Below are 21,388 nucleotides of genomic sequence, written 5' to 3' on the forward strand. Positions count from 1 at the left end.
CAGACACAACGACGTTGCCGACGCCGCTCCCCCATCCGCTAGGCTAGGCGCGCGGATCTCCCGGATCCGCGCGCCTCCGTAGCTCAGGGGATAGAGCACCGCTCTCCTAAAGCGGGTGTCGCAGGTTCGAATCCTGCCGGGGGCACAGCGAAGCAGCAGGTCAGAGGCCCTGTCGCCCGAGAGGGCGGCAGGGCCTCCGGCTTGCCGTACACATGTGGCACACCCCGACTGTGCCCTCCCTCTTGGGAGCCGTGCCCGATGCCCAAGAAGGACGAGTTGTCCGAGCGCCGGTACCGCACTCTCGTTGGTCGCCTTGAGGGCCTGATGGGAGCCGGGCTGAGCCCGAGTACGAGGGCTACTACGGACAACTGATCCTCAGCGGGGATGACCGCGCGGAGCTGGGCGAGCTGGATGACATTCGACGCGTGGCACGCGAGGCCGGCCGACGCCTCCGGGGAGGGGAGCCGACCACGAAGGTTGTAGGCGACCGGCTCTTCGTGGTCGACGAACGGGACGTCCCCGAGAAGATCTACGAGCGGGCAAGCCGAGACACCGCCGACCGCATGGACGAGCGCCGCCAGCCAGTGCCCGGGCCCGTCGACGAGGGCAGGTCAAGATGTCACCCGATCGTGCATCAGACCCATGGGCGGCTGCTCGTCCATGTTGCCCAGCGTGGCACCGCCAGAGAAGCCGACACCACCCCTCTTGCAAGTCGAAGCATGCGATCCCGGCTTCCCTGGCATGCTGGACAACGCTGCCGGTGCAGCCCGGCTCACGCCCACCTGACGGGCAGAACCGGCCCTGTCGGCAAGTTCTCACACACAGATCACGCCGCCACCTTGATCATTAACGATGGCTTGCCACTCCAGCATGGGGCAGTCCGCCACCAGTAGTGTCTCCAGGCCGTCCGCCCCGCCGGCCGAGACGACCCGGGCAAAGGCTTCCTCCTGGACCGGGAAGTTGCCCTGCAGCGCGTCGCAATGACCGCAGCCATTGCTCAGTCTGCGTTCGCGTGCGGTCTTGCTGTATCGGCTCTTGACCGTGGCGGCCAGGTCCGACCGACCGTGCTCCTGGAGCAGTCGCTGGGCCAAGATCATGGTCTGTTCGTTTTCGGTTGTGTGCAGTCCGACGTAGCCGCGAGCCGGCTGCTGAGGATAGAGCCCCACCAGGCAGATTGTGGGGTGTCCGCACTTCCAGCACTCCCGCGTCATGCCCAGCACTCGCAGGGCGAGTGCGTTCTTGCAGCCTGATGGCGGTGCGGTCGGCGGCTCGATCTCCTCGGGATCGAAGTCGTCCGACTGCGCCAGCTCATCGAGACGGTGGCATTCCTCGCACTGCACCTGCCACCCGGTCTCCGCCTTGAGGAGAAAACCACCGCCCGCAAACACCCATACCGAGCACGTCGCACAACCGCCCGCAAACCGGTTCTTCATGCCACCCCCTGCCACTCTCGCCCCACCCAGCTCTAAGTGCTGCCGGGCCCACCAGTCACCGTATCCACGGGTCTCGCGCGGTGACGCGGAAGAAGAGCCGCTCATTGAACACGTCATGTGCAGCTCCAGCCCGGAGATCGATTCCGCCGACGGGTCTCGCGGGCGGCAAGGACGTATGTTTCGGCTGAAGTCCCTCGGTTGCTGAAGGGGCCGCATCGTTCACCAGCCCCTCCGCCGGGGAGGCTGGCGCCGTGGCTAGCCGGATGTGTTTGCTTCACGTGATCCATCACTGACTGTCTGTCAGTGCCACGTGCTGTCATACGACATGCGGAATCCGGTGCGTTGAAGCGAGGGGGAGACTTATGACCGTGCAGGTCAGGGCGCACGTACGAGGTGGCGCCCCAGTACGGGCACACACCCGATCCCATCCGGGCTCGGCGGGCCAACTCGCCGTGCTGGGCCTCATCGCCATCCTGGTGTGGGGCGCTACGGAAGGCGGCATCAAGGTCAAGGGTGAGATGGAACCGCCGCCACCGCACCGGCCCGTCTCCAACGGCCCAGCCCAGCCCGGAGGAGCGCGGTGAGTCGGCGGCCCGTACGCCGCAGCAGGAGGCGTCGGCCCTCCCGACGGCAGAGGAGGCAGAACGAGCAGGCGGCATTCCTGGTAGCCGCCGTTATCGGTCTGCTGTGCGTGGTCGTCATTGTGCAGTGGCTACTGGAGCACTGGTGGGTCCTGCTAATCGCGGCCTTGGCCGCCGCTGGCGGAGGCGGCTTGTGGCTGCAGCAGGTCCGGCAGCGAGCGGCGTGGGAACGGGTACGCATGCAGGCGCTGCGGATACGAATAGCCGAGATCGATGCGCTGGATCACCGAGCGTTCGAGTTCGCGGTGCGCGACTTGATGCGGCGGGACGGCTGCGAAGCGGAGCGGCTCGGTGGCGCCGGAGATGACGCGTGCGACGTGCGGGCGGTCGACCCAGCGGGGCGCGTCTGGGCGATTCAGTGCAAGCACAGACGCGATGGAGAGCGTGGCGCCGCCGTAGGGACCGGGGTGCTTCAACAGGTCAACGGCACCGCTCGGCAGGTTCACAAGGCCGATATAGCCGTCGTCCTCACCAACGGACGCTTCTCCTCCAAGGCCATCCCATGGGGCAAGCAGCACGACATCCAACTGGTTGACCGCCGCCTCCTCGGCGAGTGGGCGGCTGGCTCCCGACCGCTGTGGGAACTCCTGGGACGCATCCCTCCTCCACATCGACCGACCGCACTGTCCTGACCGCACGAAAGGCGAAGGCCGGAGATCCACGGGCTCAACCGGGTTTTGGTCGTGGCTGTCCGTCCCACGCTCACGGCCCAACAGGCCGACCCTGGCAGGGAAGACGCCAATACTCAGTTCGCTGCGCGGCCGAGCCGACCTCGACCTACACATGCTCCTCGAACGACGACATGGTGGAGGCGTACGCCCCGCTCTTCGAACCGGGCATGACCAGGTGTGCCAGGACCGAAGGTGCGGCTGCGCCGTCTGTTGTTGATGCCCTGGGTGGACGATCAGCAGGACGGATTTCGTACACATGAGGACCGGAAGCCCTGCGAACACGTGACAACTACGGAGAGGAGTTTTTCCAGGCCAGGCTAGTGCGAGCCACGTTCCCGCAGGTCATCGCCTTGATCAGGGAAAACTCCTAAAGCGGGTGTCGCAGGTTCGAATCCTGCCGGGGGCACCATGCTGCGACGCGCTGATTGTGCAGGTCAGGGCGCCGCAGCTGGAAGCGCTGGTACTTCTGAGGCTCAAGTGGGTTATGGCATGCCAGACGGCCCGTCCGTAGCGCATTCACCAAAACTCCAGCTCAGGGGCGTGTCGCAACATCAGGTCAGGACCCACTCGTGGTCGCAGGCTCGAACCCTTCCTGGGCACACCTAAAAGGGAATCGTGTGCGTCAGCCATTCCAAGGGGTCTCAGTGTTCTCCTGCTCGCGTCGTTGCTCGACGATCCACAACAAGACATCACGCATCACCTCAGCCTGATGACGCGCGAGTACCTCGTCCTCCTCACCTTCCACAACCTCGATCTCCCAGGTCACGTTGAGCCGTTTGCATTGGCCTCGTTCCGTGCTCACGGCGCGCCCTCACTCTCCAGCGTTGGCAGGGGTACTCGTCCGCGGCCGCATCGCGGCCCGCACCGGCAACCCTCTGGCCGAAGCAAGATCGACCGGGGCCGGGCCGCGCCCCTTTCGATCAGGTTGCCGACCCGCGTCCACGGCTGACGCGATGGTAGTGCGGTGAACGGACGACCTGCGTGTCCCACTCACACGGTAGCCGTGGGGCCTGCCGCGTCGATCTCGGCGATGAGTGCCTCGATGCGGGTTTTGATCTCGTCGCGGATGGGGCGTACGGATTCCACGCCCTTGCCCGCGGGGTCTTTCAGTGCCCAGTCGAGGTACTTCTTGCCGGGGAAGACGGGGCAGGCATCGCCGCAGCCCATGGTGATGACGTAGTCGGACGCCTGGACGGCCTCGGAGGTGAGCACCTTCGGCTTCTGGTCGGAGATGTCGATGCCGACCTCCCTCATTGCCTCGATCGCCGCAGGGTTGACCTGGTCGCCGGGGATCGAGCCCGCGGAGCGGACCTCGACGCGGTCGCCCGCGAGGTGGGTGAGGAATCCGGCAGCCATCTGCGAGCGTCCGGCGTTGTGGACGCAGACGAACAGCACGGACGCGGCGGGGGTGGAGGAGGACATCGGTTCATCCTTCGAGGGTTGGTTCAGCAGCTTCGCGGTTCGGTTCAGCAGGTGATGCGGGTGCGGGCGAGGGGAAGAGTCATGTGCGCGGGAGGGAGGCGAGCAGCTCGGTGATGTGGGTGTCGATCTGGTCGCGGATCGTTCTCACGGCATTGATCGGCGCGCCCTCGGGGTCGGCGACGGGCCAGTCGAGGTACCGGCGGCCGGGTACCACGGGGCAGGCGTCGCCGCAGCCCATGGTCACCACGATGTCGGCGGCCTGGATCACCTCGTCGGTCAGTGGTTTGGGGTACGCGTCGTGGAGCGCGACACCTGCCTCGACCAGTACCTGGGCCACCTCCGGCTCCACCTCGGCGGCCGGATCGGTCCCTGCGGAGGAGACGATGACACGCCCGCCCGCGCGGAGTCCCAGCAGGGCTGCGGCCATCTGGGAGCGGCCCGCGTTGTGGCTGCACACGAACAGCACCCGGGGCACCCCGGAGCCCGGGGCAGCGTGGGCGCGGGCGAGCGCGTCCAGGCGCTCGGCGGTCAGCCGCTCGGCGAGCACGACCAGGTGGGTGGGCACCTGCGCGGTTCGGGCCAGGCGCTGGTAGGAGTCGGCGAGCAGGTGCTGCACAGTCTCCGGTGAGAAGTGCCCGGCATGCCGGGTGGCCAGACGGGCCGCACCGGTCGCCAGGCGCTGGTCGGGCAGAGCAGGGGATGGGGATGCGGTCATGGGAACCCTCCATGGGCTTTCGGAGCTGCGGGCGGACGCCGACCGTCCCGGGTGGCGGCCAGGGGCCGGGCTGGCATCAGCTTCGAATGATGTGACAGTATCAGCTCATGCTGACGTCAGTCGACACTGACCTGATCCGGGTGCTGGCCGACCCGCTCAGGATGAAGATCGTGAACCTGCTCGCCTGCGAGACCTTGTGCACCACGCACCTGGTCGAGGAGACCGGCGCGCGCCAGACCAACCTGTCCAACCATCTGCGGGTACTGCGCGAGTCCGGCGTGGTGGAGACCGAGCCGTGTGGCCGGTTCACCTACTACCGCCTGCGGCCTGACCCCATCGCCACTTTGGCCGGGCAGTTCACCGAGCTGGCCGAGACCGCCCGTGCCACCGCCGCCGCCGACATCAAGAGGGCCTGCCCATGAGCACCACCGAAGAGACCACCAGCCCACCCGCAGACCACGCCCCCGCCGCAGTCGGGGGTGTCGTCGGCAAACTCTCCATCCTCGACCGCTTTCTGGCCGTGTGGATCCTGGCCGCCATGGCCATCGGTCTGGGCCTGGGCCGGGCGATTCCAGGGTTGAATGACGCCCTGTCCAAGGTCGAGGTCGGCGGCATCTCGCTGCCGATCGCCATCGGCCTGCTGATCATGATGTACCCGGTCCTGGCCAAGGTCCGCTATGACAAGCTGGATGCGGTCACGGGCGACAAGAAGCTGATGATCTCTTCCCTGGCCATCAACTGGGTCCTCGGTCCGGCTGTGATGTTCGCCCTCGCGTGGCTGTTCCTGCCCGACCTGCCGGAGTACCGCACCGGCCTGATCATCGTTGGCCTGGCCCGCTGCATCGCCATGGTGATCATCTGGAACGATCTGGCCTGCGGCGACCGGGAAGCCGCCGCCGTGCTCGTCGCCCTCAACTCCGTCTTCCAGGTCCTCGCCTTCGGCCTGCTCGGCTGGTTCTACCTCGACCTGCTGCCGCAGTGGCTGAACCTCGGCAACGGGCAGGGGCTGGACGTCTCCGTCTGGCACATCGCGCTGAACGTCGTCGTCTTCCTCGGCATCCCACTGCTGGCCGGATTCCTCACCCGCCGCCTCGGCGAGAAGAAGCTGGGCCGCGAACCCTACGAGCAGAAGTTCCTGCCGAAGATCGGACCGTGGGCGCTCTACGGGCTGCTCTTCACGATCGTGCTGCTCTTCGCCCTCCAGGGGAAGACGATCACCTCGCAGCCCCTGGACGTGGCCCGCATCGCGCTGCCGCTCCTGGTGTACTTCGCGCTGATGTGGTTCGGCACCTTCGCACTCGGCAAGGCGATCGGCCTGGCCTACGACCGCACCGCCACCCTGGCCTTCACCGCCGCCGGCAACAACTTCGAGCTGGCCATCGCCGTCGCCATCGCCACCTTCGGCGTCACCTCCGGCCAGGCCCTCTCCGGCGTCGTCGGCCCGCTCATCGAGGTCCCGGTGCTGGTGGCGCTGGTCTACGTATCCCTGGCCTGGCGCAGGAAGTTCGCCGCGCGGTGACGCGGCAGGCCGACGTGGTGGTGGTCGGCGGTGGTCAGGCAGGGCTTGCCGCGGGTTTCTACCTTCGCCGGGCCGGGCTGGACTTCGTCATCCTCGACGCCCAGCACCGGCCCGGCGGGGCCTGGCGCCACATGTGGGATTCCCTGCACCTGTTCTCACCCGCCGCGTACTCCTCCCTCCCCGGTCGCCCCATGCCGGTTCAGCCCGGCCACACCTACCCGGAGGCCGCGCACGCGGTGGATTACCTCGCCGCGTACGAGCAGCGCTACGAGATACCCGTACAGCGCCCCGTTCAGGTGCGTGAGGTCCGCTGCGAAGACGGTTTCTTGTGCGTCGAGGGAGACACCGTTACCTGGCAGGCGCGGGCGGTGATCTCCGCGACCGGCACCTGGTGGCGCCCCTTCGTCCCGGCCGTGCCAGGCCAGGACGTCTTCGCCGGACGGCAACTGCACACGGTCGACTATCGGGCGCCCAAGGAGTTCGCGGGCCAGCACGTGATCGTGGTGGGCGGCGGAAATTCTGGAGCGCAGATCGCCGCCGACCTCGCCGGGGTCGACGACGTCGGGCTGACCTGGGTCACCCGTCGCCCGCCGCGCTATCTGCCGGACGACATCGACGGCCGTGCCCTCTTCGACGCCGCCACGGCCCGCCGCCGCGCTCTGGAGGCTGGGCGACCGGACACCGGCGGGGTCGCCTCGCTAGGCGACATCGTCGCGGTGTCCCCGGTTCGCGCCGCCCGGGACGCCGGGCGGCTCATCCATCGGGCGATGTTCGACCATCTCACCGAGCACGGCTTCTCCTGGGCCGACGGCACTACGGCAGAAGCGGACACAGTCATCTGGTGCACCGGCTTCCGCCCCGCCCTGTCCCACCTCGCCCCGCTTGGACTGCGCAGCCCGCGCGGGCGGATCGCTACCGACGGCACCCGAGCCACCGACGAGCCGCGTCTGCATCTGCTCGGCTACGGCGACTGGACCGGCCCTGCCTCCGCCACCCTCATCGGAGTCGGCCGCCCGGCGCGGGAGGCAGTCAGTCAGATCAGCGACCTACTGCGCTGAGGGAGGCCGGTATCAGCGGGAGACCTGTGCTTGTTCCACCCAGCGAGCCAGCACGCTGAAGGCCGCCAGCTGCTCCAGCGCCTCATGCTCGGGCAGTTCCGGGAGGCCGTCTTCGTGGCTGTTGGGGTTGCGGATACCGGCGTAGCAACCCTCAGCGAAGGCCGCGGCGCCACGGTGGACGCTTTGGAACGTGTCGCTACCGTCGTCGGCCATCAGACGCAAGCGCGGTTGCCCGGGTTTGGGCGCGTCCTTGGTAAACACGTTCCGGAACAGAGCGGTCTCGCTTACATCTCTGCGGCCGACCTTGTTCTGCGTCTCGGCGTTGACCTTCCGGGCGGCGGCGGTGACCGCCTCCCGGAAGTGGCCGCTTCGCCACAGTGCCCGCGCCCCCTCCCATGCCCAGGGGTGCATCGTGCCCGCGCTGAGCGTTGGCGCGTCATCGCCCAGGCGCTCGCTGATCTCGACGTCCCGCTGGAGGGCTGCGTCCGCGCGCTGGGCGGCCTCCCGGTGCTGGCACCACCGGTTGACGCTCTTGTTCCGCTCGGAAGGGACACTCGTCCGCCAACCGGGCAGAACCCGGTCGAGGATCTTCTCCACGACATGGGCGCTGGCGACGATGTCCGACTGCTGGCCACGGTTGGACAGTCGACTGCTGTAGACGGCCGTACCGGGAGGGTCCGGGGGCCGGTAGAGCTCGGTCAGGAGAAGGAACTGAGCCAGCTCCTGACGCGCCCAGGCTATGTCGATGCTCATCAGCCCATCATCCACGCCCCAACCGACAGCCGACCCGGCTCTGTACGGCGCGGGTCAGACGATCGTCGGGCTGCGCCGCTCGATGAGGACGACATCGCGCCAGCGGCCGTGGTGGCGGCCGATGCGCTCCCGGGTGCCGAGGACGCAGAACCCGGCGCGCTGGTGGACAGCGAGACTGGCGGTGTTCTCCGGGAAGACGCCCGACTGGATGGTCCAGATCCCGGCCGCCTCCGTGGAGTCGATCAGTGCTTTGAGCAGCGCGGAGGCGATGCCCCGGCTGCGGGCGGCGGGGTGGACGTAGACGGAGTGCTCGACCACGCCGGCGTAGGCGCAGCGGTCGGAGACCTTGGTGGCCGCGATCCAGCCGAGCACAGCTCCGTCAGCGTCGAGGGCGGCGAAGCGGTGGTCGGGCAGCTTGGCCGCGTCGAAGGCGTCCCAGGTGGGGGCGGTGGTCTCGAAGGTGGCGTTGCCCTCGTCGATGCCCGCCTGGTAGATCGCCAATACCTCGTCGGCGTGCCGGCGGGTCAGCGGGAGGACGCGCGTGCTCGACGGGTGGTGGCGGCTCATTGTCAGGCAGCCGCCGGGGCGGTCGTCAGGATCTGTCCCATCGCGGCGAGCACGGAGGGGGCGACGCTGTAGTAGACCCAGGTGCCGCGCCGCTCGGAGAGCAGCAGCCCGGCTTCCTTCAGCTTCTTCAGGTGGTGGGAGACGGTCGGCTGGGAGACGCCGACGTCGGAGATGTCGCATACGCACGCCTCACCACCCGCGTGGGAGGCGACCGCGGAGAACAGCCGCAGTCGCACCGGGTCGCTGAGCGCCTTGAACATCCGCGCGGCGGTCTCGGCTTCCTCCGCGGTCATGGGGCGCTCGGTCAGCGGCGGGCAGCACGGCACCACCTCAGCCAGCGGAAGGCTCGTCTTGGACATAGCTCTATTTTGACACGGGTCGAAATAGTAAGCCAGGGGTGCGGATCGCCACTGCTTTCCAGGTACTGGTGCCGCACCCCCGAACTCACGCAACCGTCGCTACAGGCCGACAGCGGCGGGGGCCTTGCGGACGTGGGCAACGAGCGGCCGGATCACGTGCTCTGCGTCCCGGGCCACGCCCCGCAGCGTGTTCGAAGCAAAGGAGCGCTGGAACTCCAGGCCGAGATAGACCAGCCCTGGGTGCGTCAGGGACAGGCCGTCACTGTGCAGCGGCATTCCCCTCTCATCCAGGGCGCCAAGGGGGCGCAGATAGGGCAGGTCGGGCAGGTACCCGGTGGCAAGCAGAACCGCATCAGTGCGCTCGCGTTCCCCGTCGGCCCAGACGACGTGTTCGCCCTCCAGGGCTGCGAACATCTCCCGCCGCTTGAGCAGGCCCTCCTCCAGGGCGCGGCGGTAGTCGCCGGTGTCCATGACGAGCGTGCCGGGGACGGCCTGGGCAAGCCAGGCGGGCGGCAACTGGTCGAAGCCGCTGGCGGTCGTCCAGTGGTGGATGTCCTTGCCGTCCCTGATCTGCGGCAGGAACCGGATCGGGGCGCGGGTGGCGAGCGTGACCTCGGCGATCTGGGCGAGCTCGTAGCCGACCTGGACGGCCGAGTTGCCACCGCCGACCACGACCACACGCTTGCCCGCATACGGCTTGGGCTCGCGGTAGTCGGCTACATGCAGCAACTCACCAGAGAAGCTTCCCTGGCCCGGAAGCTCGGGACGGTGCGGATTGCCGAACGAGCCGCTGGCCGCCACTACGCCGGCAGCGCGCAGTACATCGCCCTGCTCGGTGCGCACCAGGAAGCCCCCGGCACCGCTCGCCGTGACGCTCTCCACGCGTGTGCCGAGCCGGATCTCCGCATCCAGACCGGCGGCCAGCCCCGTCAGGTAGTCGGTCACCTCGTCCCGGTGCGGGGAGTGATCTCCCTCCCCGGGGAACGGCGTGCCGGGTATCCCGCTGAAGCGGGCAGGCGAGAAGAGTGTGAGGCTGTCGTAGTACCGGGGCCAGGATCCGGCTGCCCGGTCGGATGCCTCCAGTACGAGAGGGCTGAGCCCCTCCGCGGTCAGCACCTGTGCTGCGACCAGCCCGGACTGGCCTCCGCCGATCACCGCAACGTCTACGTGCTCCATGAACGAACCCCCTGTTTCGATGTACGTCTATGTTGACGCACATCGAATCAGGTGTCATGCTGGCAGCGCAAGCCATAGACGCACATCGAAACAGGAGCCCGACATGTCCGCCGCACTGCGCACCGTCGTGACCGCCTACCGGGCTCGCAGGTGTGCCCGCCACTTGGCCGGAGTGGAGTTCTGCGACAGCTGCACGCAGGTGTGCGATGCCGCCTGCCGCGCCGAGGCCCGGCGCCGGAGCGCTCAGGCAGCTGTGCTGGCTCCGCTTCCCCTCCGCTGACCTGCCAGCCGCCCGTCCCGCACCGCTTCCCCCGCCTACACCCAGGAGGAAATCCCGTCATGGAGACTCAGCAGCTTCCCGTCGTGGTGATCGGAGCCGGTCCGGTCGGCCTGGCCGCCGCCGCGCACCTGATGCAGCAGGACATCGAGCCGCTCGTCCTGGAGACCGGCCCGGTCGCCGGGGCGGCCGTACGGGAGTGGTCCCACGTCAAGCTGTTCTCTCCCTGGGGCGAGGTGACCGACCCTGCGGCCGAGAAGCTGCTGGCTCCTACCGGCTGGGTCAAGCCGGACGCGGCCACGTACCCCTCGGGTGGCGACTGGGCGGAGCAGTACCTCCAGCCGCTCGCCGAGGCTCTCGGGGAGTGGGTCCGCTTCGGCGCCACGGTCACCGGTGTCTCCCGCGTCGGGCGCGACCGCGTCGTGGACGCCGACCGCGAGGCACAGCCCTACGTCGTCCACTTCCAGTACGCCGACGGACGTGAGGAGCGCGTCACCGCCCGTGCGGTGATCGACGCCTCCGGCACCTGGAGCGCTCCCAGCCCCGCGGGCGGCAGCGGTCTGCCCGCTCTCGGCGAGAAGACGGCGGCCGACCGCATCACTTACCGCGTTCCCAACCTCAAGGACCCTGCCGTACGGGCTCGTTACGCGGGCAAGCGCACCGCCGTCATCGGCTCGGGCGCCTCCGCCTTCACCGCCCTCGCCTACCTGGCCGACCTCGCCAAGACGGACGAAGGGGCCGGTACGAAGGCGGTGTGGATCCTGCGCCGGGGCATCTCCGGCTCCACCTTCGGCGGCGGCGAAGCCGACGAACTCCCCGCCCGAGGCGCCCTCGGCCTCGCAGCCAAGGCCGCTGTGGACGGCGGTTATGCCGACGCGGTCACCGGGTTCCGCACCGACGCGATCGAGCAGGACACCGACGGTCGCCTGGTGTTGGTCTCCGAAAACGGGCGGCGTCTTGAGCCGGTGGACGAGGTGATCGTGCTCACCGGCTTCCGCCCGGACCTGTCCTTCCTCTCCGAGCTCCGCCTCGGCCTGGACGAGCGCCTCCAGGCACCGGTCGCACTCGCCCCGCTGATCGACCCCAACGTGCACTCCTGTGGCACCGTCTACCCGCACGGCCACCGTGAGCTGTCCCACCCGGAACAGGGCATCTATCTGGTCGGCATGAAGTCCTACGGCCGCGCGCCGACGTTCCTCGCGATGACCGGTTACGAGCAGGTCCGCTCCGTGGCCGCCGCCATCGCCGGGGACATCGAGTCCGCCGACCGGGTCGAACTGACCCTGCCGGAAACCGGCGTATGCAGCGGGGCCGGCCTCTCGGAAATCCCCGAATCCGATCAGACCGCCGAGGGTGGGTGCTGCGCTCCGGCACCCGAGTTGGTCCGGCTCGGCGCCCCGGCTCCGTCACCGGCAGCCGTTGCGGAAGTACCGTCAGGCGGATGCTGCGGTTCGTGACCGACGCAGGAACCCGTGGGGCCACGACCGGAGCCGGGGAGCGGCCGCGGCCCCACGCCGCCCTGCCTGACACAGATCACCAGCTGGGGCATCGCCTCCTACGCCTTCCCGGTACTGAACCCGCAGATCACCACGGAGACAGGCTGGCCGGCCGGCGCCACCACGGCAGCCTTCTCCCTCGCCCTGATCGTCTCCGCGCTCACGGGGATACGCGTCGGACGCATACTCGACCACCACGGACAGGTGCACCGTGATGACCTCCGGTCCGACCGCAGGCAGGGAGCCTCGTTCGGAAGGAGGAGATCCTCATGCCGACTCCAGAGGCCGGGAGCCATATTCGGGGCCGCGAGGCAGGCAATAGAGGCATCCGGCCTGTTGCTGGGCGAACAACCCAGATTGAGGCCCGGCGTCACGCGGTCCCATAGGTTGCCTCAATCACGGCAATTGCACCGCCCCCGCGTAGGTCCACGCGTTTCCCATCTACGTCGTGCCCCGCCGGGGGCACCAGCGAAAAGGCCCCGGACCGATCATGGTCCGGGGCCTTTGGCATCCACATCTGACATCAACGGCGACGTTCAGCCACGGTCAGGACTCCGTGCCGGGGCGCCTCTCGAGCAGCCGGTCCATGTGACTGATGGCCTCCCGCTGGGTGTCCTGCACCACGTGCGTATAGACGTCCATGGTGATGCTGATCTGACTGTGCCCCAGGATCTCCCTCACGACGCGGGGAGCCACCCCGGCAGCGACGAGCAGCGTGACGCAGCCGTGCCGGGCCGGGCATCCTGGACTGCGTCTACTGGCGGACGTACAGGACGCGGTTCTCCGGGGCCACGTCCGACCAGCGGAGCCGCCACGGTCTCGCCCCGCCGCAGCCCCACGGTGGCGGCCAGGACGACCGCCGCCTGGAGCGGATCCGTCCGGTGGGTGGCCAGGCCCTTCAGCATCGCGGTGGGGACAGTTGCCATGCTGGGCACCGAACGGCAGCCGCCGCACTCCGAACGTGCAGTGCAAGCAGCGGAGACAGCGCCTGGCGGGTGGCGCAGCGCCGCCCCACCGCAGGTCAGCGGAACAACCGCCCCAAGACACCCAAGCTTCCCAAGCTGAGGCTCACCGCCGGCTTGACCTCGACACGAATTGATCGTGCGGGCCACGGGAGCCGTCGCGTGTGGCCCGCCCTATGGTGCGCCGGAGCACACCCGTTGCCACTGCACGCGCCTTCCATGGCAGGCGGTCCGCGCTGGAACCTTGGCCCTTGCCGGAGCAGTCGGGTCGGGACAAGGGGGCGAGCGTTCGTGGCACGGACACAGTCCAAGTGCGGTGCACTGACGACCAAGGGCACACGCTGTCAGCGATTGGCCTTGATCGGTGCCTCGCGCTGCGAGATCCATTGCGGCTCCTGGTCGAGGGAAGCCGCGGGGTGGCGGAAGACGAAGCCGAGAAGCGGCAAGGGCCGCAAGCGCGGCAAGAGGTGAGGGCGGCACTCTGATCCTCAGCGGCGGGGGCCTTGCAGGGCCGGGCAGCCGGCCGGCATGCGCCGCACAGCATGCGAGGCGGGTCGCGGCCTCGGATGGAGGCCTGGCGCACCGCTCGTGGGCGACCGGCTGCTGGGTGCCGTTCTCGGGTGCGAGTGGTCAGGCCACGAGCAGGCGCAGGCCCAGCTCTGCCGCGTCGAGGGAGATGAGGTCCCGGTTGCGTTCGGTCCAGCGGCCCGAGGAGAGGTCGTCGCGGAGGCTGTCCACGGCCCGCTGCTCCGCCCGCGGTCCGACTCGGGTCCATACCGATACCGCGCGGCGCACCTGTTCGTCCAGATACGCCTCGGGGCGGCGCCAGTGGGCCTCGAAGAAGCCGTCAGCGCAGTCCCACGGGATGAGCACCGGTTCGGCGCGGCCCCCGATCGCGCGGGTCATGTCGGCCAGTGAGGGCCAGTCGGCGAGAAGGCCGGCGAACTCGGGCAGGTAGTCGCGGGTGAGCCAGAACCGCTGAAGCCAGCCGGTCGAGCTGGCGTCGTATGTGAACACCACGACACGTCGGGCCACTCGCCGCATCTCGCCCAGCCCGGCGACCGGGTCCGGCCAGTGGTGAACGGTGCTGACGGCCATTGCGGCGTCGAAGGACTGGTCGGCGAACGGCAGGCGTTCCGCGCCGGCGGCCACGCACGGCGCCGCGTCCGCGGGGCGCTGCGCTCGCATCACCGCCGACGGTTCCACCGCGATGACGTCGCGGTCGGGAGGTTCGTAGGAGCCGGTGCCGGCACCGACGTTCAGTACCGTACGGGCGTCCCCGAGCGCGTCCCAGATCCTTGCGGCGATCCGCTGCTCGGTGCGCCGGGTCGCCGGGTAGGCGGACCCGATGGACTCGTACAATTGTGCGCCGAAAACTCTCAGTTGATTTTCCGGAGTCGTCCGGATCCCCATCGCTCGTGCCTCCAGTTCCTCGTCGATGGCCGTCAACATGCCCGCCACGCGGTCGCGCTGTTCCTGGAGCAGGCCGCGCAGCCTGCGCAGGTGTGCGACGGCGTCGGTGGCAGGGTCATCCACCAGATCCGCGATCTCGCGCAGGCCGAAGCCCAGCCGCCGGTAGCCGAGCACCTCCCGCAGCCGCTCGATGTCGCTCGGCGAGTAGGCCCGGTACCCGGCTGCGGTCCGTGCGGACGGTGGCACGAGGCCGATCCGGTCGTAGTGATGCAGCGTGCGGACGCTCACGCCGGCCAGTTCGGCCACGCGGCCCACAGTGAGGTGTTCCCGCATGCCGCCGACGATGCGGCATGACGTCACGTGAGGGTCAAGCGGTCTACCGCAACCGACGACCGGCGACGCCGTGGTCAGCGTGCCGGGGAGGCGGTGCCGTCCCTCTCGTGGCCGCTGCGCAGGCGAACGGTCCGGCTGTCGGTCTTCGCCGGAAGCGTGGGCCGAACGCCCCGGCACCGCGGACACTCGGGCCGGGGCGGTTGCTGTATGCCCGGTGCGCACCGACGCTGTCGCGCTGCCCGCGGACGAGGGCCCGACGGGTGCGCCGCGGCGGCTTGTGCTTCGCCGGCGCTACTCGGTGCGCAGCGCCGTGGCCGTGCGTGCCCTGGCAGCCCAGCCGGCCGGGATCAGCGCGCCCAGCACAGCGATCGCGATCCCGCCCGACCCCAGCAGGGCCAGTTGCCACGGCTCGTACACGTCGATGACCGGTGCGGGCATGCTGGTGCCCGCGGCGCGTCCCATCAGGGGCATGACGAGGCCGTGCAGCGCGTACCCGGTCGGCACGCCGATCAGCCCGCCGAGTACCCCGATCACGGTCACCGAGGCCAGCACGGAGTCGGGGTTGCCGCGGTCTTCCCCGCGGGAGGAGGCGGAGGGGCTGCGAGGGTGTTCAGCCTGGTGGTCGTGACCGTGACCGCCGCGCGGCTCTCGGGGTCCTGTGAGGTGCCGACCGCGGTCAGCGACGAGGTCAGCCCCACCGCGAAGGTGGCCGCGACCGTGCCGAACGCCACCGCGAGCAGCATCGCGAGGCTTCGGACCGGGTGGGTGAAGGGGGTGGCGAGACCGTAGGTCACAGGTCGCGGAACGGCAGCAGCCGCATCATCCGGTGCCCGGCGGCTGGGGCCGGGACGGCGGGTCCGTGGGCTCAGGTGAGGGCGGTGACCAGCAGGGCGAAGGCGGCGATGATGTCGGCGAGGCGAACGTAGTGCCAGCGCCCCCAGCGGTTCAGCTGCTGCTTCCAGTCGGCGGGCCGGTTGTCGGGCGTCCAGGTCTTGTTCCGGTTGTTGATCGGAACGAGCAGCAGGATCGACATGGCCACGCTCAGGGCCAGTAGCGCGCCGGCGGTGACGACGAGGCCGGTGCCGTGGTGGTGCCACCCGGCGGCCGCCCAGACGGCGACGAGGACGAGCGAGCCGATGTACCAGACGGGCATCACGGCGCCGAGCAGTCGGCCCCCGTGGGCGTGGCCGAGTTGGCTGCTGTCCTCCGGGAGGGCGTTGAGGATCCGGTTCATGATGAAAGCGACGGAGAACTCCACCCCCACCATCAGTCCGACGATCACGGTGGTGACGACCTCGAGTGCGTTGACCATGATGAACCCCTGATATCTAGTGCTGCTAGCTGATGAATCAACGCTAGTCCTTCTATTGCTCGATTGTCTAGCGCTGCTAGGATCGAATCATGTCGGTACAGGAACGCAAGGAACGGGAGCGGGCGGAGCGCGAGCGCCTCATCGTGGCGACGGCCCGCGAACTCGCCGAGGACCAGGGCTGGGACGCGGTCACCACCCGCCGGCTCGCCGAGCGCATCGAGTACAGCCAGCCAGTCCTCTACAGCCACTTCCGCGGCAAGCGGGAAATCATCGGCGCCGTCGCCCTCCAGGGCTCCACCGAGATGGCCGCGGCGGTGCGAGCTGCGACCGCCGTCGCGGACGGCCCGCGCGCCCGGGTGTACGCGCTGGCCCGCGCCTATCTCGACTTCGCCGAACGCAACCCGGCGGTCTACGACGCCATCTTCCAGCTCGACGGCGGCCTCGCGTACGCGCGGGAGGACACCCCGGAACCCCTCAAGGACGCCTTCGCCGCGCTGCTGGAGTGCCTCGGCGAGGTCGCCGGAGACGGCGTCGCGCCGGGTCTGTTCACCGAGGTGTTCTGGGCGTCCCTGCACGGGGTGGCGACCCTGACGCGGTCCGGGCGGCTGCCTCCGGAGGACACCGAGTCGAGAGTGGCGCTGCTGGTGGACCGGCTCCCCGTGGACTGACACAGCAGCACGGCAGGCAGGCAGGCGGCGGGGCCCGCGGGCCCCGCCGCCTGCCTGCGGTCCTCTCGACGCTGCCGCGGAGTACCGGGCTCCCTACCCGGACGCACACCCGCCCCGGGCCGGGCAGGGGGTCAGGGAGGAGTGAGGGTGTCGAGTTGGGCGGCGAGGTCGGGGTGGGTGGCGGTCAGGTGGGGGCGGGCGGCGGCCAGGGGGGTGATGAGTTCCGTGGGGTCGTTGTGGGCGAGGGCCGCATGGAGTTCGTCGAGCGGGTGGCGGGCGGCTGCGGGCAGGTCGGTGAGGGCGGTGATCTGACCTGCGAGGCGACGCAGGCCGGCGGCGTTGTGGCGGGCCCACGCGGTGGTGCTGCGCTGGGCGGCGCGGGCCTGCCGGGTGGCGGTGATGCGCTGTTCGCCGGTGCTTCCGGCGGGGCCGGGGCGACCGCGCAGGTAGCGGCGTTCAGCGGCCTGGCGACTGGTCACACCGAGGGGTTGGGCGAGGTCGGCCCAGCTGGCGCCCGCGTCGCGGGCGGTTTCGATCAGGCCGGTCTCCCATCCGGCGAGCTGTTCGCGCACCTGCCGGAGCAGCAGCAGTGAGGCCAGGGCCTGCTCGGGGTCCGGCCCGGCGCCGGGGCTGGGGCCGTCAGGGGTCTCGTGCTGGGCGGTGTGCAGGGCGTCGTCTATGGCGTTGAGGGCCGCTGCGGCAGCGAGGAACGACGCCGGGCTGGGGGCGTCGGAGCTGGTTGCGGGCGGCTGGTCTGCTGTGGTCACGGGCCACCTCCCTCGGGAGTCATCTAGTCGTTGACATCCTGCTTGTCATCTACTGGATGACATGCTACAACAATGGCTGTGCGGCGCATTGGCAGCAACTGCCCGACCTTCTGGAGGTGTTTTCACGATGTTGATGCGCACTGACCCCTTCCGCGAGCTGGACCGGCTGGCACAGCACCTGGTGGGACCGGGGACCTGGTCCCGGCCGTCCCCGATGCCGATGGACGCCTACCGCGAGGGCGACGAGTACGTCGTGGCCTTCGACGTCCCCGGTGTCAGCGCGGACGCGATCGACATCGACGTCGAGCGCAACATGCTGACCGTCAAGGCCGAGCGCCGGCCCGTGGCGAAGCCCGACGACGTGCAGATGGAACTCTCGGAACGCCCGCTGGGCGTCTTCTCCCGGCAGATCACGCTCGCCGACACCCTCGACACCGAGCGCATCCAGGCCGACTACGACGCGGGCGTGCTCACCCTGCGCATCCCGATCGCCGAGCGCGCCAAGCCCCGCAAGATCTCCGTCGGCGTCGGATCCGGCCGCAAGGAGATCTCCGGCTGACACCGGCCGGACCGGTGCGGAGGACGGGCGACCTCCCCCAGTACCCCCGCCCTCCGCACCCCGTGAGCAGCCCGACAAGAAGAGGAACGGCGGCCGACGGCTCTGCGGCAGCCGTTCCTCGCCGCTGCGGGAGAGCGCGGCGCGCTGGGGCCGGGCGGGAAGCGGAGTCGGCGACCGCGTCGGCCTCGCTCCTCGGGGCGCGCTGGGTAAGCGACCTCCGCCCCGGCCCGCGTGCCGTCTGCCCGTTCGGCCGGCCACAGAGCATCGAGCCGCTTCCCCGATCGGCTCGTCCGCCGGACCGGGGCCCGGATCGAAGCCACCACCGAGGGACCGCGACCCGGCGCCGGCGCCGCCCTCCCCACAGCCGCCGACACCACCGGCACCGCCGAAAATCATGTGATGAGCAGGTACGGCACGTCACGCTCCCCACCGGCTGCTGCCCACGAGCCCGGTCTCGTAGGCGACGATCACGAGTTGGGCGCGGTCGCGGGCATGCAGTTTGGCGCGTAGGCGACCGATGTGGGTCTTGACCGTGGCCAGGCTCAGGTGGAGGTGTTCCGCGATCTCCGTGTTGGACAGGCCGCGGGCGATCAGGCCGAGCACCTCCAGTTCGCGACGGGTGATCGCGTCCAGCGAGTTGCCCGGTGGTCGCACCGGCTCGGGACGGCGGGCGAACTCCGCGATCAGGCGACGGGTGACCGAGGGGGCGAGCAGTGCCTCACCGGCGGCGACCACGCCGATGGCCGCGAGGACCTCGGTCGGCGGGGTGTCCTTCAGCAGAAAGCCCGCAGCTCCCGCGCGCAGGGCGGCGTACACGTATGCGTCGAGGTCGAAAGTGGTGAGGATGAGAACGCGGACGCCGGACAGGGAAGGATCGGAACAGAGCTGCCGGGTGGCCTCGATGCCGTCCAGTTCGGGCATGCGTACATCCATCAGCACGACATCCGGCCGCTCACGGCGGGCGAGCTCCACGGCCTCCGCTCCGTCGGCTGCCTCACCCACGGCGGTCATGCCGGGCGTGTGGTCGACGAGGACGCGAAAGCTGCCGCGCACCATCGCCTGGTCGTCCGCTATCAGTACCCGAAGCGGGAACTCGTCGGTCATGCGTGGTGCTTCCCTTCGGCGGGCAGCCGGACGGACACCGCGAAGCCGCCCTCGGGCCGGGGCCCCGCCTCGAAGCTGCCGCCGTACATCATCGCCCGCTCCCGCATCCCCAGGAGGCCGTGGCCACCGCGGAGTTCACGATCGGCCGACGGACGCCGGGACGGAGGCCCCTCGTCCGCTATGTCGATGCGGATATCGTGCGCATCGGCCTCGACCATGATGCGGCAGCGGGTCGGGGCAGCGTGCCGGACGGTGTTGGTGAGGGCCTCCTGAACGATGCGGTAAATGGTCAATCGCACGCTCCCGGCCAGATCCTGCGTACCGCGCAGTGTCATGTCGACGTCCACTCCGGCCCGACCCGCCTCCGCGGCGAGGGACGCGAGGCCATCGCGGTCCGGTATCGGGCCCAGCGGCGTACCTTCGGTGCGCAGCAGTCCGAGAGTGCGCCGCATCTCGGCCAGCGCGGAACGGCTCGCCTCCTCGACGGCCTTGAGCGCGGCACGCGTCTCCTGCGGGTCGGCTTCCGCCACGTGGCCTGCGACGCCCGCTCTGACCGCAATCATGCTGAGGCTGTGCGAGACGATGTCGTGCAGTTCACGGGCGATCCGCAGGCGCTCGTCGTCCAGCGCGCGTTCGGAGCGACGCCGCTCTTCCCGCTCCGCCTCTGCTCGGCGCCGACGCACGGTGTATCCCACGCTCCAGGCTCCGCCGATCACCACGAGCACCAGCCCGGCCACTCCTGCGGCACCACGCCAGTCCTCGGCGGGAGTGACCACCCCCTCGCCGAAGTAGACAGCGCCGCAGGCCACCGGCAGTGTCACCACGACCGCGGGCACGGAGCGCCGGGCCGGCTCGGCGGCCGCGACCGAGTAGGCCGCCAGGCCGGCAGCGATGAACGGCTCGCGCGGGATGTCGAGGAGCGTCGCCGTGACGAGGGCCGCGAGCACCGTCCCCAGGACACCGAGCGGTCGGCGACGGCGCACGGCGATCGGCAGGCCGACCGCGGCGGCGAGCAGACAGCCGAACCAGAACGGCCCGGTGAACGCGGGTTGGCCGTCGTCGCCGTTGAGCCCGGCGAAACCGATGTAGGCGGTGGTCAGGGCCAGAGCCGCGGCGAGGTCGAGGACGTGGAGATGCTGCTGCCCCCTGGGCGTCATGGCCCGACCATATCCAACAGTGCGCATTCAGCCTGCCTGTCCGAGCAGCACCATCAGGCAGAGCGTCACCATGACCAGAGTCACCCAGCGCAGCGCCGACGTCCGGCGGGGACGGGTACCTTCGCGCAGCAGCGCCAGGCCCGTCGGGAGCAGCCCGGCACACAGTCCGGCCAAGGCGACCAACGAGAGAGGGGTGGTCCCCTTGAGCACTCCGACGGGCAGTGCCGCCGTGAGGCCGAGTGCGGCAGCGCGGACCGGGCCGAGCACCCGGGTGCGCCAGGCTCCGAGGGCGAGGACGATCCATCCCGCGAGGATGGCGAGATTCAGCGCGGCGAAGACGTGGAAGGCACCGTAACCGGCGGACACCGCCTCGGTGGCTTCCTCGACTCCCTGGGAACGCACCAGTTGAAAGGCCAGATGGTCCACTCCGGCATGAAAGGCACGGGTGAACAGCCCGAACATGGCCAGCGCACCACCCCATAGCCCCCACCCGACGCTCCGGGCCCCGATCCGTGCGGCCAGCACCGCCACCGCGGGCCAGAGCAGCAGGTTGCCGGCCGCGAAGAGACCGTAAGCCGTGGCCATCAGGAGGGGGTGCCGTTCGTACGCGGCGAGCTGGTCAGGAAAGAAGAAGGGGAAGCGGGCCCGCAGCGACGCGCCGGCCAGCATCAGCAGCGGGCCGAGCACCATGGCCGCCCCTCCCACCCAACGTCCCGGGAAACCCGTGCCCTCCAAACGCTCCACAGGCAGCACGTCATGCAGTCGGGCACCGAGCGTCGCGGCCGAGGCACCCGTGGATCTCATCGGTTTCATCACCTCGCTGACGATGCCCTCGACCGCTCCTGCGGGGCGTCGGACTGAGAGGTGATCTGCGGAGTCAGACCTGGGTACGACCGTCCAGTGACCCCGCTGCCGTCACGCACCGGCATCATCCGCCGACGGTGCGACATCCCCGAACGTGGCGCATAACTGAACGATATACAGATGGATATACAGATGGTCTCGGTGTGCATCCCCGCGCCCGAG

The 21,388-nt window shown here is 69.7% G+C and carries 25 protein-coding genes, 1 tRNA gene and 2 pseudogenes; 11 read left to right on the plus strand and 17 right to left on the minus strand.

Going from position 1 to position 21,388, the window contains the following annotated elements:
* The first annotated feature begins 72 nt into the window (after positions 1 to 72).
* Positions 73 to 145: transfer RNA gene (locus P2424_RS12710), tRNA-Arg, on the plus strand.
* A 670-nt stretch (positions 146 to 815) separates the two neighbouring features.
* Here the strand turns inward: P2424_RS12710 and P2424_RS12715 are convergent.
* The gene (locus tag P2424_RS12715) at positions 816 to 1,433 is read right to left on the minus strand and encodes a hypothetical protein (RefSeq protein ID WP_276475867.1); all 618 of its coding nucleotides are present in this window, start codon (positions 1,431 to 1,433) and stop codon (positions 816 to 818) included.
* A 362-nt stretch (positions 1,434 to 1,795) separates the two neighbouring features.
* Here P2424_RS12715 and P2424_RS12720 point away from each other — a divergent pair, with 362 nt between their 5' ends.
* Together P2424_RS12720 and P2424_RS30985 are read left to right on the plus strand one after the other, a co-directional pair.
* Positions 1,796 to 2,017, plus strand: coding sequence for a hypothetical protein (locus P2424_RS12720; RefSeq protein ID WP_276475868.1), 222 nt, complete (start codon positions 1,796 to 1,798; stop codon positions 2,015 to 2,017).
* A 314-nt stretch (positions 2,018 to 2,331) separates the two neighbouring features.
* On the plus strand, positions 2,332 to 2,706 hold the full coding sequence (locus tag P2424_RS30985) for a restriction endonuclease (protein ID WP_346660126.1): 375 nt from the start codon (positions 2,332 to 2,334) through the stop codon (positions 2,704 to 2,706).
* Between the two features lie 661 nt (positions 2,707 to 3,367).
* Here the strand turns inward: P2424_RS30985 and P2424_RS12730 are convergent.
* The 3 genes from P2424_RS12730 to P2424_RS12740 form a co-directional block, all read right to left on the minus strand.
* Positions 3,368 to 3,511, minus strand: a complete 144-nt coding sequence (locus tag P2424_RS12730) for a hypothetical protein (protein ID WP_276475870.1) — start codon at positions 3,509 to 3,511, stop codon at positions 3,368 to 3,370.
* Positions 3,512 to 3,735: 224 nt separating this feature from the next.
* Positions 3,736 to 4,167, minus strand: coding sequence for an arsenate reductase ArsC (locus P2424_RS12735; RefSeq protein ID WP_276475871.1), 432 nt, complete (start codon positions 4,165 to 4,167; stop codon positions 3,736 to 3,738).
* A gap of 79 nt (positions 4,168 to 4,246) precedes the next feature.
* On the minus strand, positions 4,247 to 4,882 hold the full coding sequence (locus P2424_RS12740) for an arsenate reductase ArsC (protein ID WP_276475872.1): 636 nt from the start codon (positions 4,880 to 4,882) through the stop codon (positions 4,247 to 4,249).
* A gap of 107 nt (positions 4,883 to 4,989) precedes the next feature.
* Here P2424_RS12740 and P2424_RS12745 point away from each other — a divergent pair, with 107 nt between their 5' ends.
* From P2424_RS12745 to P2424_RS12755, 3 genes are read left to right on the plus strand one after another with little or no spacing between them, the layout of a single operon-like run.
* On the plus strand, positions 4,990 to 5,304 hold the full coding sequence (locus tag P2424_RS12745; RefSeq protein WP_276475873.1) for a metalloregulator ArsR/SmtB family transcription factor: 315 nt from the start codon (positions 4,990 to 4,992) through the stop codon (positions 5,302 to 5,304).
* Complete coding sequence (arsB, locus tag P2424_RS12750) at positions 5,301 to 6,401, plus strand: ACR3 family arsenite efflux transporter (RefSeq protein WP_276475874.1); 1,101 nt, start codon at positions 5,301 to 5,303, stop codon at positions 6,399 to 6,401. Before P2424_RS12745 ends, arsB begins: the two co-directional genes overlap by 4 nt.
* Complete coding sequence (locus tag P2424_RS12755) at positions 6,398 to 7,459, plus strand: ArsO family NAD(P)H-dependent flavin-containing monooxygenase (protein WP_276475875.1); 1,062 nt, start codon at positions 6,398 to 6,400, stop codon at positions 7,457 to 7,459. Before arsB ends, P2424_RS12755 begins: the two co-directional genes overlap by 4 nt.
* A gap of 12 nt (positions 7,460 to 7,471) precedes the next feature.
* Here P2424_RS12755 and P2424_RS12760 read toward each other — a convergent pair whose 3' ends face one another.
* The 4 genes from P2424_RS12760 to P2424_RS12775 form a co-directional block, all read right to left on the minus strand.
* Positions 7,472 to 8,212 carry a TIGR02391 family protein gene (locus tag P2424_RS12760; RefSeq protein WP_276475876.1) on the minus strand — a complete coding sequence of 247 codons (741 nt, stop codon included), beginning with the start codon at positions 8,210 to 8,212 and terminating at the stop codon, positions 7,472 to 7,474.
* A 54-nt stretch (positions 8,213 to 8,266) separates the two neighbouring features.
* Positions 8,267 to 8,779, minus strand: coding sequence for a GNAT family N-acetyltransferase (locus P2424_RS12765; protein ID WP_276475877.1), 513 nt, complete (start codon positions 8,777 to 8,779; stop codon positions 8,267 to 8,269).
* A 2-nt stretch (positions 8,780 to 8,781) separates the two neighbouring features.
* Entirely contained in the window at positions 8,782 to 9,138 is a 357-nt protein-coding gene (locus tag P2424_RS12770) for a metalloregulator ArsR/SmtB family transcription factor (protein WP_099883163.1), read from the minus strand.
* 99 nt (positions 9,139 to 9,237) lie between these two features.
* Positions 9,238 to 10,314 (minus strand): NAD(P)/FAD-dependent oxidoreductase, encoded by a 1,077-nt coding sequence (locus P2424_RS12775; protein WP_276475878.1) that lies wholly within the window; start codon positions 10,312 to 10,314, stop codon positions 9,238 to 9,240.
* Positions 10,315 to 10,417: 103 nt separating this feature from the next.
* Between P2424_RS12775 and P2424_RS12780 the strand changes: the two genes are divergently transcribed.
* The 3 genes and pseudogenes from P2424_RS12780 to P2424_RS12790 form a co-directional block, all read left to right on the plus strand.
* A complete protein-coding gene (locus P2424_RS12780) occupies positions 10,418 to 10,594 on the plus strand; it encodes a hypothetical protein (protein ID WP_276475879.1) in 177 nt (58 codons plus the stop codon).
* Positions 10,595 to 10,653: 59 nt separating this feature from the next.
* Positions 10,654 to 12,048, plus strand: coding sequence for an NAD(P)-binding domain-containing protein (locus P2424_RS12785; protein WP_276475880.1), 1,395 nt, complete (start codon positions 10,654 to 10,656; stop codon positions 12,046 to 12,048).
* Positions 12,045 to 12,288 (plus strand): annotated as a pseudogene (locus P2424_RS12790) (MFS transporter); the annotation flags it as partial. The gene P2424_RS12785 and the pseudogene P2424_RS12790, both read left to right, overlap by 4 nt.
* Before the next feature lie 345 nt (positions 12,289 to 12,633).
* On the opposite strand, the pseudogene P2424_RS12795 reads toward P2424_RS12790, so the two are convergent.
* The 5 genes and pseudogenes from P2424_RS12795 to P2424_RS12815 all read right to left on the minus strand — a co-directional run.
* Positions 12,634 to 12,968 (minus strand): annotated as a pseudogene (locus tag P2424_RS12795) (tyrosine-type recombinase/integrase); the annotation flags it as partial.
* A 711-nt stretch (positions 12,969 to 13,679) separates the two neighbouring features.
* Positions 13,680 to 14,795 (minus strand): MerR family transcriptional regulator, encoded by a 1,116-nt coding sequence (locus tag P2424_RS12800; RefSeq protein WP_276475881.1) that lies wholly within the window; start codon positions 14,793 to 14,795, stop codon positions 13,680 to 13,682.
* Positions 14,796 to 15,086: 291 nt separating this feature from the next.
* A complete protein-coding gene (locus P2424_RS12805; protein ID WP_276475882.1) occupies positions 15,087 to 15,347 on the minus strand; it encodes a hypothetical protein in 261 nt (86 codons plus the stop codon).
* Positions 15,332 to 15,589: a hypothetical protein gene (locus P2424_RS12810; RefSeq protein WP_276475883.1), complete on the minus strand. Its 258-nt coding sequence runs from the start codon at positions 15,587 to 15,589 to the stop codon at positions 15,332 to 15,334. The genes P2424_RS12805 and P2424_RS12810 overlap by 16 nt, the downstream gene beginning before the upstream one ends.
* A 71-nt stretch (positions 15,590 to 15,660) precedes the next feature.
* Positions 15,661 to 16,107, minus strand: a complete 447-nt coding sequence (locus P2424_RS12815; protein ID WP_276475884.1) for a DUF1772 domain-containing protein — start codon at positions 16,105 to 16,107, stop codon at positions 15,661 to 15,663.
* An 89-nt stretch (positions 16,108 to 16,196) separates the two neighbouring features.
* Here P2424_RS12815 and P2424_RS12820 point away from each other — a divergent pair, with 89 nt between their 5' ends.
* A complete protein-coding gene (locus P2424_RS12820; RefSeq protein WP_276475885.1) occupies positions 16,197 to 16,775 on the plus strand; it encodes a TetR/AcrR family transcriptional regulator in 579 nt (192 codons plus the stop codon).
* 131 nt (positions 16,776 to 16,906) lie between these two features.
* Here the strand turns inward: P2424_RS12820 and P2424_RS12825 are convergent, their stop codons facing one another.
* The gene (locus P2424_RS12825) at positions 16,907 to 17,542 is read right to left on the minus strand and encodes a type III effector protein (RefSeq protein ID WP_276475886.1); all 636 of its coding nucleotides are present in this window, start codon (positions 17,540 to 17,542) and stop codon (positions 16,907 to 16,909) included.
* Between the two features lie 127 nt (positions 17,543 to 17,669).
* Here P2424_RS12825 and P2424_RS12830 point away from each other — a divergent pair, with 127 nt between their 5' ends.
* A complete protein-coding gene (locus P2424_RS12830; RefSeq protein ID WP_276475887.1) occupies positions 17,670 to 18,101 on the plus strand; it encodes an Hsp20/alpha crystallin family protein in 432 nt (143 codons plus the stop codon).
* A gap of 417 nt (positions 18,102 to 18,518) precedes the next feature.
* Here P2424_RS12830 and P2424_RS12835 read toward each other — a convergent pair whose 3' ends face one another.
* From P2424_RS12835 to P2424_RS12845, 3 genes are read right to left on the minus strand one after another with little or no spacing between them, the layout of a single operon-like run.
* The gene (locus P2424_RS12835) at positions 18,519 to 19,205 is read right to left on the minus strand and encodes a response regulator transcription factor (protein ID WP_276475888.1); all 687 of its coding nucleotides are present in this window, start codon (positions 19,203 to 19,205) and stop codon (positions 18,519 to 18,521) included.
* Positions 19,202 to 20,362: a sensor histidine kinase gene (locus tag P2424_RS12840; RefSeq protein ID WP_276475889.1), complete on the minus strand. Its 1,161-nt coding sequence runs from the start codon at positions 20,360 to 20,362 to the stop codon at positions 19,202 to 19,204. Before P2424_RS12840 ends, P2424_RS12835 begins: the two co-directional genes overlap by 4 nt.
* 27 nt (positions 20,363 to 20,389) lie before the next feature.
* Complete coding sequence (locus tag P2424_RS12845; RefSeq protein ID WP_276475890.1) at positions 20,390 to 21,166, minus strand: hypothetical protein; 777 nt, start codon at positions 21,164 to 21,166, stop codon at positions 20,390 to 20,392.
* Positions 21,167 to 21,388: the final 222 nt, after the last annotated feature.

Origin of the sequence: Streptomyces sp. WMMB303 (assembly GCF_029351045.1) — a bacterium.
Taxonomy (GTDB): domain Bacteria; phylum Actinomycetota; class Actinomycetes; order Streptomycetales; family Streptomycetaceae; genus Streptomyces.

Bases quoted from the DNA above. Each gene is read 5' to 3' on its own strand.
- P2424_RS12735 (WP_276475871.1), bottom strand. From the start codon at position 4,167: ATGTCCTCCTCCACCCCCGCCGCGTCCGTGCTGTTCGTCTGCGTCCAC.
- P2424_RS12720 (WP_276475868.1), top strand. From the start codon at position 1,796: ATGACCGTGCAGGTCAGGGCGCACGTACGAGGTGGCGCCCCAGTACGG.
- P2424_RS12800 (WP_276475881.1), bottom strand. From the start codon at position 14,795: ATGCGGGAACACCTCACTGTGGGCCGCGTGGCCGAACTGGCCGGCGTG.
- P2424_RS12745 (WP_276475873.1), top strand. From the start codon at position 4,990: ATGCTGACGTCAGTCGACACTGACCTGATCCGGGTGCTGGCCGACCCG.
- P2424_RS12775 (WP_276475878.1), bottom strand. From the start codon at position 10,314: ATGGAGCACGTAGACGTTGCGGTGATCGGCGGAGGCCAGTCCGGGCTG.
- P2424_RS12785 (WP_276475880.1), top strand. From the start codon at position 10,654: ATGGAGACTCAGCAGCTTCCCGTCGTGGTGATCGGAGCCGGTCCGGTC.
- P2424_RS12770 (WP_099883163.1), bottom strand. From the start codon at position 9,138: ATGTCCAAGACGAGCCTTCCGCTGGCTGAGGTGGTGCCGTGCTGCCCG.
- P2424_RS12845 (WP_276475890.1), bottom strand. From the start codon at position 21,166: ATGAGATCCACGGGTGCCTCGGCCGCGACGCTCGGTGCCCGACTGCAT.
- P2424_RS12765 (WP_276475877.1), bottom strand. From the start codon at position 8,779: ATGAGCCGCCACCACCCGTCGAGCACGCGCGTCCTCCCGCTGACCCGC.
- P2424_RS12815 (WP_276475884.1), bottom strand. From the start codon at position 16,107: ATGGTCAACGCACTCGAGGTCGTCACCACCGTGATCGTCGGACTGATG.
- P2424_RS12760 (WP_276475876.1), bottom strand. From the start codon at position 8,212: ATGAGCATCGACATAGCCTGGGCGCGTCAGGAGCTGGCTCAGTTCCTT.
- P2424_RS12835 (WP_276475888.1), bottom strand. From the start codon at position 19,205: ATGACCGACGAGTTCCCGCTTCGGGTACTGATAGCGGACGACCAGGCG.
- P2424_RS12830 (WP_276475887.1), top strand. From the start codon at position 17,670: ATGTTGATGCGCACTGACCCCTTCCGCGAGCTGGACCGGCTGGCACAG.
- P2424_RS30985 (WP_346660126.1), top strand. From the start codon at position 2,332: ATGCGGCGGGACGGCTGCGAAGCGGAGCGGCTCGGTGGCGCCGGAGAT.
- P2424_RS12840 (WP_276475889.1), bottom strand. From the start codon at position 20,362: ATGACGCCCAGGGGGCAGCAGCATCTCCACGTCCTCGACCTCGCCGCG.
- P2424_RS12740 (WP_276475872.1), bottom strand. From the start codon at position 4,882: ATGACCGCATCCCCATCCCCTGCTCTGCCCGACCAGCGCCTGGCGACC.
- P2424_RS12715 (WP_276475867.1), bottom strand. From the start codon at position 1,433: ATGAAGAACCGGTTTGCGGGCGGTTGTGCGACGTGCTCGGTATGGGTG.
- P2424_RS12820 (WP_276475885.1), top strand. From the start codon at position 16,197: ATGTCGGTACAGGAACGCAAGGAACGGGAGCGGGCGGAGCGCGAGCGC.
- arsB (WP_276475874.1), top strand. From the start codon at position 5,301: ATGAGCACCACCGAAGAGACCACCAGCCCACCCGCAGACCACGCCCCC.
- P2424_RS12780 (WP_276475879.1), top strand. From the start codon at position 10,418: ATGTCCGCCGCACTGCGCACCGTCGTGACCGCCTACCGGGCTCGCAGG.